At 56.5% G+C, this 8,119-nt stretch carries 5 protein-coding genes; 2 read left to right on the forward strand and 3 right to left on the reverse strand.

Annotation, left to right across the window (positions count from 1 at the left end):
- Nucleotides 1–99: 99 nt before the first annotated feature.
- Nucleotides 100–1,695: a 23S rRNA (uracil(1939)-C(5))-methyltransferase RlmD gene (gene rlmD / locus NQZ67_RS29315; RefSeq protein ID WP_257452969.1), complete on the reverse strand. Its 1,596-nt coding sequence runs from the start codon at nt 1,693–1,695 to the stop codon at nt 100–102.
- A gap of 131 nt (nt 1,696–1,826) precedes the next feature.
- Between rlmD and NQZ67_RS29320 the strand changes: the two genes are divergently transcribed.
- A complete protein-coding gene (locus tag NQZ67_RS29320; RefSeq protein WP_257452972.1) occupies nt 1,827–2,378 on the forward strand; it encodes an SRPBCC family protein in 552 nt (183 codons plus the stop codon).
- A 73-nt stretch (nt 2,379–2,451) separates the two neighbouring features.
- On the opposite strand, the gene NQZ67_RS29325 is transcribed toward NQZ67_RS29320, so the two are convergent.
- Nucleotides 2,452–3,504, reverse strand: a complete 1,053-nt coding sequence (locus NQZ67_RS29325) for a M42 family metallopeptidase (protein ID WP_257452974.1) — start codon at nt 3,502–3,504, stop codon at nt 2,452–2,454.
- A 279-nt stretch (nt 3,505–3,783) separates the two neighbouring features.
- Between NQZ67_RS29325 and NQZ67_RS29330 the strand changes: the two genes are divergently transcribed.
- Complete coding sequence (locus tag NQZ67_RS29330; RefSeq protein ID WP_257452976.1) at nt 3,784–7,362, forward strand: glycosyl hydrolase family 18 protein; 3,579 nt, start codon at nt 3,784–3,786, stop codon at nt 7,360–7,362.
- A gap of 196 nt (nt 7,363–7,558) precedes the next feature.
- Here NQZ67_RS29330 and NQZ67_RS29335 read toward each other — a convergent pair whose 3' ends face one another.
- A complete protein-coding gene (locus NQZ67_RS29335) occupies nt 7,559–7,852 on the reverse strand; it encodes a hypothetical protein (protein ID WP_257452978.1) in 294 nt (97 codons plus the stop codon).
- Nucleotides 7,853–8,119 lie beyond the last annotated feature (267 nt).

Raw genomic sequence — 8,119 nt, forward strand, 5'->3', positions numbered from 1 at the left:
GTCTGGACATTATCCAGCAGGAAGGGTCTCCTTCTATTTTACAAAGAAAAAAAGAACCCCCTCAATCAGGAAGGTTCATCTCATCCTATTCTATTTTCTTCAATCCCGATATAACCTTACCACGCATTCCACATGAGCCGTCTGCGGGAACATGTCCACCGGCTGCGCCCACTCCAGCCGGTAGCCGCTGCCGAGCAGCACCTTGCAGTCCTTCGCCAGCGTCGAAGGATTGCACGAAACATAGACGAGGCGCTGCGGACGAGCCTTCGCGATGGCCTGCAGCAGCGGCATTTCGCAGCCCGTGCGCGGCGGATCGACAACGACGACGTCGGGACGCACGCCCTGGTCGACCCACTGCGGCAGCAGCTCCTCGGCGCGGCCCTCGTAGAAGCGCGCGTTGTCGATGGCGCTTGCCCGGGCATTGTCGCGAGCATCGCGAACCGCTTCCGGGATCAGCTCGATGCCGCGCACCTCGCGGGCCCCGGCCGCGAGCCACATGCCGATCGTGCCCGTGCCGCAATACGCGTCGACGACGAGCTCTTCGCCGGTCAACCCGGCCGCTTCCTTGGCCGCGTCATACAGCTTCACCGTCTGCTCCGGATTCAGCTGGAAGAACGCTCTGGGCGACAGCGAGAACCGGACGTCGCCCAGCGTTTCCTCGAGCCGTTCGTCTCCCCACAGCACCGTCGTGCGCTCGCCGAAGATGAGCGGCGACTTGCCCTTGTTCACGTTCTGCGCGATCGTCTTCACCATCGGCAGCTTCTCCCGCAGGCGCTGCACCAGTCGACGCGCATCAGGTAGACGGTCCACCGCCGTAATGAGCGTCAGCTGGACGCCGCCTCCGGCCAAACCTACGCGCGCTACAATCGTGCGAACCGCCCCTTCTCGTGTACGCTCGTTGTAGATTGGAATGTTCAATTCCTTCAGCACGGCTTTGGCGCCGTCGATCACTTCATTCACAACGGGATGCTGCACCTCGCAGCCGGCGATATCGACAAGCTTATGCGAGCCTGCCGCGTACAAGCCGGTCACGATGTCCTCGCCATGCCGTCCCGTTTGCAGCTGCGCTTTGTTCCGGTACCCCCACGGGTTGTCCATGCCGAGAATCGGACGCATCGGCAGGCTCTCGATTCCCGCGTAACGCTGGAACGCTTCCTTCACCAGCTCTTCCTTCGCCCGAAGCTGCGCTTCGTACGTCATATGCTGCAGCTGGCAGCCCCCGCAATCCTCGTAGACGGGACATGGCGGCTTCTGCCGGTCCGGAGATTTTTTCTCGATCTCCACGATCGACGCGTTCAAATAACCCGCTTCCGCCCGCGTCACCTTAGCCTTGATGACCTCGCCCGGCAGCGCTCCTTCGACGAATACGGCTTTCCGTTTGAAATAACCGACGCCTTCGCCATTAATGCCGATCCGCTTGATCGTCACGACGATCCGGTCGTCCTTCTTCACGTCCTCCGCGGAAGCCGCGCCTATCGCAGCCGAGGAACGGTTGGCGCCGCCTCCCCTTCTCTGTCCGCCATCCGCCGCGCGTTCGCGATAGCCGCCCGATAGACGTTCCCCTGTTGGCGCGCCTGCCTTTCGGCTGGATCCCGGTGCTCCGTTTCGCTTCCCTTGCTCTCCTCTGGGCGAACCATCCTTGCGCACCAAGCCAGCTGCTCCGTTTTGCTTACCCTGCTTGTCTTTCCCTGCCATGCCGCTCTCTCCGTTTCCATGTCTTCAATTAGCTCCACTATACCATACCTTCCCGCCTTCTCCCTAGCGCCGAGGATTGTATGATATGATGAGGACAGATAAGCTAGAGCACAATGATTCAGGAGGACGACATGTTTCTGAAGAAGAAAAAAAACGCCGCCTCAGCCGGCCCCACGCCGTCCGGCAAGCGCAGCCTGCATATCTCGCGCGTATTCGACGCGCCCAAGGAAGAGCTATTCGATATTTTCACGCAGGGCGAGCATATGAAAAACTGGTGGGGACCGCGAGGCTACGAGATGACGATCATCAGCCAGGAGCTGAAGCCCGGCGGGTTCATCCATTACAAGCAGCAATCGCCCGAAGGGAATATCATATGGGGCAAGTTCGTCTACAAGGAAATTGAATCGCCGGACAAGCTGGTCTACGCGAACTCGTTCGCCGATGAAACCGGGCGCACCGTCCGAGCCTTCTTCAGCAAAGACTGGCCGCTCGAGATCATGAACACCGTTACGTTCGAGGAGCAGGAGGGCGGCCGGACGAAGATCACCCTGAACGGGTTGCCGGAAGACGCCAAAAAAGCCGAAATGCGCGTCTTCGAGACGCTCCGCGAAAGCTTGAAGCAAGGCTTCTCGGATACATTCGATTTGCTTGAGGAGTATTTGGCACAACGCAAGGAGCAATAATTTCCGCAAAAAAAGACGCCGTCCGCGGCTCATGCAGCATCTGCATGAACCGCGGACGGCGTTTTCTACTGTTCTACTCTTCCATCACATAAGCAAGCAGCAGCGCCGCCGTTCCGACGATCGCGTCCGCGTGCGTACGCTCCATGCCGTGCGAGGCATGAACGCCGGGACCCACAAGCGCCGCGCGAATATTGCTGCCGCCGCGAAGCGCCGCCGTCGCGTCGGAGCCGTATTGCGGGTAGATATCTACCGCATACGGCAGCTCCTCTCGCTTCGCGAGCTCGATCAGCTTAGTCGTCATGCCGTAGTCGTAAGGCCCGGACGAATCCTTGGCGCAGATCGACACATGGCGCTCGGAGCCGGACAGGTCATCGCCCAGCGCGCCCATATCTACCGCAATGAACTCCGTAATATCCGCCGGAATATACGCCGCTCCATGACCAACCTCTTCGTAAGTAGAGATAACCAGCTTCAGCGTATGAAGCGGCGTCTTCCCTTCACGCTTCAGCCATTCCAGCATGCCGAGCAGTGCCGCCACGCTTGCTTTATCGTCCAAATGACGGGATTTGATCCAACCGTTCGGCAAGATGCGGACGCGAGGATCCCACGAGATGAAGTCGCCGACGCCTATACCCAGCTTCTCCGTATCCTCCTTGGACTTCACCGATTCGTCAATCCGAATCTCCATATTCGCTTCGTCCCGCTTCATGCTTCTCGCATCGGGATAGACGTGCACCGACGGCTTGGTCGTCAGCACCGTGCCTTCATACTGGCGTCCCTCGCGCGTATGAATGAGGCAGTACTCACCCTCTACCGTCTCCATGGCATAGCCGCCGATCGCCGTGAACCGGATCATCCCGGACGATTTAATCGAACGCACCATGGCGCCCAGCGTATCGACGTGCGCGGAAATGCCGATCACTTTATCCTTCCGCTGGCCCGGGATCGTAATGATTCCCATCCCTTTCGGTGTCTGCTCCATTGTGAAACCAAGCCTCTCCACCTCGCTGCCGAGATGCTTCATGATCGCCATGCAATAGCCGCTTGGACTAGGTATGTTCAGAAGCTCGTTCATCTGGCGAAGCATATACGCTTGATCGAGCTGAGGTTTTAACGGTGTGGACATAATGGGATTCTCCTTTGCCATCGTGGTCTTGGTTCTCTTATGTTAGCACGCGTGACGGGAAAAACATAACGCGCGTTCTCGACACGATTCTCCCTCGTTCCCGGCCTAGGGACACCATTCTATTTTTTACGGCAACTTTTATTGACAAATTTACATAACTGTAAATTTTTATCCCTTTTAGCATGAAAATCTCCCCCTTCCGCTTGTTCGCCATTGGACTCATGATAGGGGTAGCTGGACCCAAGTTATACCTCCATAAAACGAATCAGGAGTGATGTCATGTTACTGACGCGACGAAAGCATCCTAGATTGGCCTTATTATGGTTATGCTTTGCACTTGCATGTACAGGCTTCAGCGCGGCCTTCGCCCCATCCGTTTCGGCTGCGGACGACAAGCCGCCGGCTCCGACAAACCTGAGAGTCATCTCCAAGACGCACAACTCGGTCGTCATCGATTGGGACAATATTCCTGGCGTCCATCCCTATGACGTCGGCTATTGGATTGTGCCCGGGGGCTGGAACTCCGGCGACGGCGAGATGACGATCGGCGGCTTGGAGCCGAACAAGGAATATACGATTTCGGTAGGAGCCAACGTTGCAGGAGCGAATGTCAGCACGGTCAAGGTCACTACGGACGAAGCCCCTCCGGATGCCAAGCCCGAGCCCCCTCTGACTGCGCCTCAAGCCTTGAAAGTAACGGATATTTCGGAAGAGGCTATCAAGCTCAGCTGGTCCCGCAGCGGCAACGCGACCGGCTATGATATTTACCTGAACAGCGGATGGAAAGCCGGAACCTGGAATGTGGACGCAACGGAGTTTACATACGAGCTCCAAACGCCGCCGACTGCCGGGGAAGAGATGACATTCTACGTTGCGGCGCAGAAGCCGCCGGCCGTATCGAAGCCGAGCAACGCGGTCAAGCTCGTATGGGGCGAGCTCCCCGCACCGGTTGACCTTCAGGTCGTCAGCTCGACCCGTACAAGAGCGGCATTGGGGTGGGCAGCCGTTCCGGGTGCAACCGAATACGCCGTTTACCAAGACGGCACGCAAGTCGCCACCGCAACCGAGAATCGCTATCTGGCGACTGGCTTGACCGAGGGCGAATCTTACACGTACCATGTCGTAGCCAAAAACGCACTGTGGGAATCGGAAGCAAGCGCCTCTCTGAACGTCGTGCCGGGGGCCCAGTATAACCATGTCACTTACTACACGGCATGGTCGATCTATGCCCGCGATTTCCAGCCGGAAGATATCGACGCATCCCAAATTACGCATATCAACTACGCATTCGCCGATCTATGCTGGGACGGCTTCACGACAACAGGCAAAGCTTGCGAAAACGACGCTCTCCCGCTGCAGCAGGATTACGTACATGACGGCGTCATGGTCATCGGTGATCCAGTAGCGGATCCGGCCAACTTCGCCAAGTTTGCAGAAATTAAAACCGCTAACCCTCATTTGAACATGATGGTTTCCGTCGGCGGCTGGTCCTGGTCCAAAAACTTCTCGAACATGGCGGCGACCGAGCTGACGCGAAGAGCTTTCGCTTACTCCGCGGTCGAGTACCTGCGCGAATACGGCCTTGACGGTCTCGATATCGACTGGGAATACCCGGTGGAAGGCGGCGAGACGCACAACGTTCACAGACCGGATGATAAACAAAATTTCACGCTGCTCATGCAAACCGTCCGCGAGGCGCTCGACGCCGCCGGATCGGAAGACGGCAAATATTATCTCCTGACCATTGCATCCGGCCAGGGCGACAACTTCGTCGTTAATGCGGACTTCGCGAATTCCGTGCAATACTTGGATTTCGTCAACATCATGAGCTACGACTACAGCGGCAGCTGGGAGCTTCTTGCCAACCACAACTCGCCGCTGTATTACGACAAGAAGCTGGAGCGTTCCTCCGCGCCGCGCAACAACGTAAGAGGCGGAGCGCTCGGCCATCTGAACGGCGGCGTTCCTCCGCATAAACTCATGATCGGTGTTCCTTTTTACGGCAAGGGATGGACGGGATGCCCGGAGAATGGCGAATATAAAACTTGCACAGCCTATCCTGCGGGCACATGGGAAAGAGCCATTTATGACTATACGGATGTAGAAGAGAACTATCTCGGTCAAGAAGGACATACCCGCTACTGGAATGATGCATCGAAAGTAGCCTACGTGTACGACAGCGAGACAGGAACCTTCATTACCTATAACGACCCGGTCACGATGAAATATACGTCATCTCTCGTACAATCGCTTGACGTTGCCGGCGTGATGAGCTGGGATATTAGCGGCGATCGCAACAAGTCGCTGACAACGGAATTGGTGTCCGCCCTTCCAATCGATGGCGATTATAACGAGACCGCGCTTCCTGCGCCGCAAAACGCGACACTTGCGTCCGTTCAGCAAACGGCAGCGGCGCTGAAGTGGGACGCAGTCGCCGGCGCGACTGGCTATGAGGTTTATCAGGATAACGGATACGTCGGTTATACGACGGAGACGCAATACACCGTCAATCAGCTAACCGCATCGACACCGTATACCTTCTATGTTCTGGCCGTAAAGAAAGAGAATGCCAACATTGCGGATGTCTCGCCTTCCAGCGCGATTCTGAGAACAACGACGCCTGCATGGCCGGTTGTCCAAGCACCGCCACCAAGCGGGACGCCAGCCAAAGCCCCCGACGAGCTCGATACGAACGTGACCAAAACGCAGGAGGGCAAGTGGACCGTATTCGTAGCGAAGGACGCGGCGCTGAAGACGATCGAAGCAGCCAAGGACATCGCGGAATTCAAAGTGACGGTCGGGGATGACGCCGAGCTCATCGACGTCGTGATTCCGAAGGAAGTCGTCGACGCGCTTGGAGCCAAGGGAGACATGCCGATGCTCTCCGTCATCTGGAACGGCGTGACGTACTCTATTCCGGTGCACGCGATCCACTTGGGAGCCGAAATTCAAATCTCCATCGCTCCTCCATCCGAGGAAGAGCTTGAAGAATTAGAAGAACTTGCGGAGGCCGATGGCCTGACGCTTCTCGCAGACGCGCTCGACTTCAAAATCTCGAAGCGCGCGGCAAATGGCGAGCTAGAGGAAATCAAGGACTTCGGCGGATACCTGCTCAGCCGCAGCTTCACGGTTGAAGCCGAGGATCTCGATTCATCCAAGGCGACAGGCGTCGTCTATGTGCCGGAGACGGGCGAATTCCGTCCGGTGCCGACGCTGTTCACGGCGAACAAGGACGGCGTCGTCACGGCGGAGCTCCTGCGCGACGGCAACAGCGTCTACACGATCGTCCAATCCGACATCGCATACGACGATGCCGCCGGACACTGGTCCGAGGACGCCGTAGTCCGCACAGCCGCCAAGCTCCTGCTGGCGGGAGAGACGGCCGATACGTTCGGTGTCGACAACAGCATCACGCGCGCCGAGTTCACATCGATGATCGTCAAAGGCCTCGGCCTGCTGCCAATAACCGGCGAGTCTCCATTCGAGGACGTGGCTGTGGATTCCGAATATGCTGGAGATATTGCCGCGGCCAAAGAAGCTGGCATTATCCAAGGCAAATCGGCGGCAACGTTTGATCCGAACGCTTCAATCAGCCGCCAAGACATGACAATCATTCTGTCCAATGTCCTCGCTTACCTAGGCGTGGAGGCCGAAGCGGATGAGGCTGCGCTCGAAGCATTCGCCGATGCCGGCGACATCTCGGCTTATGCCAAGTCAGCCGTCGCTCTCGTCGTCGAAGCGGAGATCATGATCGGCAAATCCGGCTCGATCTTCGATCCGAAAGCGGATCTGACACGCGCGCAAGCCGCAACCATCGTCATCCGCATCCTAGAGGGGCTTGGCCTGGATCAGGTCTAAGCGCATAACAAAGCACGAAGCCAAACAAGCTGCCGGCCCGCAGTTCCATCTGCGGTTCCGGCAGCTTGTTTTCTACTGACTACCCAGCTATAACGGGTAGGATAATAGCCCAAGCAGCGCTGCAAAAGTGAAAATCATGCTTAGAGCGCTCAAAAGTCCGCTGTTAGTTACTTGGTTCCAATCCTAGTTTTTTCGATCATTCATACTCCCTCGCGCTATAAGCACGCTCCCGAAACTTCTTCTCATACGAATTCCACGAGAAGGTCCCGTAAATGCCTCCGGCAAATACCATGTAGAACAACCCTCGTCCAATAAGATCGCCGATCAGCTCCATCGTCAAAAAGGAGTCGAACGAAAAGCTGTTTCGTATAAGTCGTTGAACCAAGGAGGCCATGATGCCTAACGGCAGTCCAAAGTATAACATGCCATATTTCAGCACATATCGAAGCTTACCTTTGCTTCGTATCCTCTCCCAATTTTGCGAATTCATCTTCGTCCCCCTAACTGCCCAAAATTTGTAATCTGCGCGTTACTCTTCCTCCTTACGCCATTCCGCAACCTTTCCTCTCCACCGGCGCATAAGGAGCAGAACAAAATTAACGGACATAGTACCCTTATTTTTAGCTAACTTGATGACGTACAATAAGTTGTGTACCAACATTTGGAGTCTTTCCAAGACACAAAAAAGTAGAGTATCCTCGGGGTTACCACGCCACCAAGAAGGGACTCTACTCGATGACAATCATACCAGAAAACC

Origin of the sequence: Paenibacillus soyae (assembly GCF_024623455.1) — a bacterium.
In the GTDB taxonomy this organism is placed as follows: Bacteria; Bacillota; Bacilli; order Paenibacillales; family Paenibacillaceae; genus Pristimantibacillus; species Pristimantibacillus soyae.

What these genes read in the sequence shown, in the direction of transcription:
- rlmD (WP_257452969.1), bottom strand. Translation starts at nt 1,695, where the DNA reads ATGGCAGGGAAAGACAAGCAGGGTAAGCAAAACGGAGCAGCTGGCTTG.
- NQZ67_RS29320 (WP_257452972.1), top strand. Translation starts at nt 1,827, where the DNA reads ATGTTTCTGAAGAAGAAAAAAAACGCCGCCTCAGCCGGCCCCACGCCG.
- NQZ67_RS29325 (WP_257452974.1), bottom strand. Translation starts at nt 3,504, where the DNA reads ATGTCCACACCGTTAAAACCTCAGCTCGATCAAGCGTATATGCTTCGC.
- NQZ67_RS29330 (WP_257452976.1), top strand. Translation starts at nt 3,784, where the DNA reads ATGTTACTGACGCGACGAAAGCATCCTAGATTGGCCTTATTATGGTTA.
- NQZ67_RS29335 (WP_257452978.1), bottom strand. Translation starts at nt 7,852, where the DNA reads ATGAATTCGCAAAATTGGGAGAGGATACGAAGCAAAGGTAAGCTTCGA.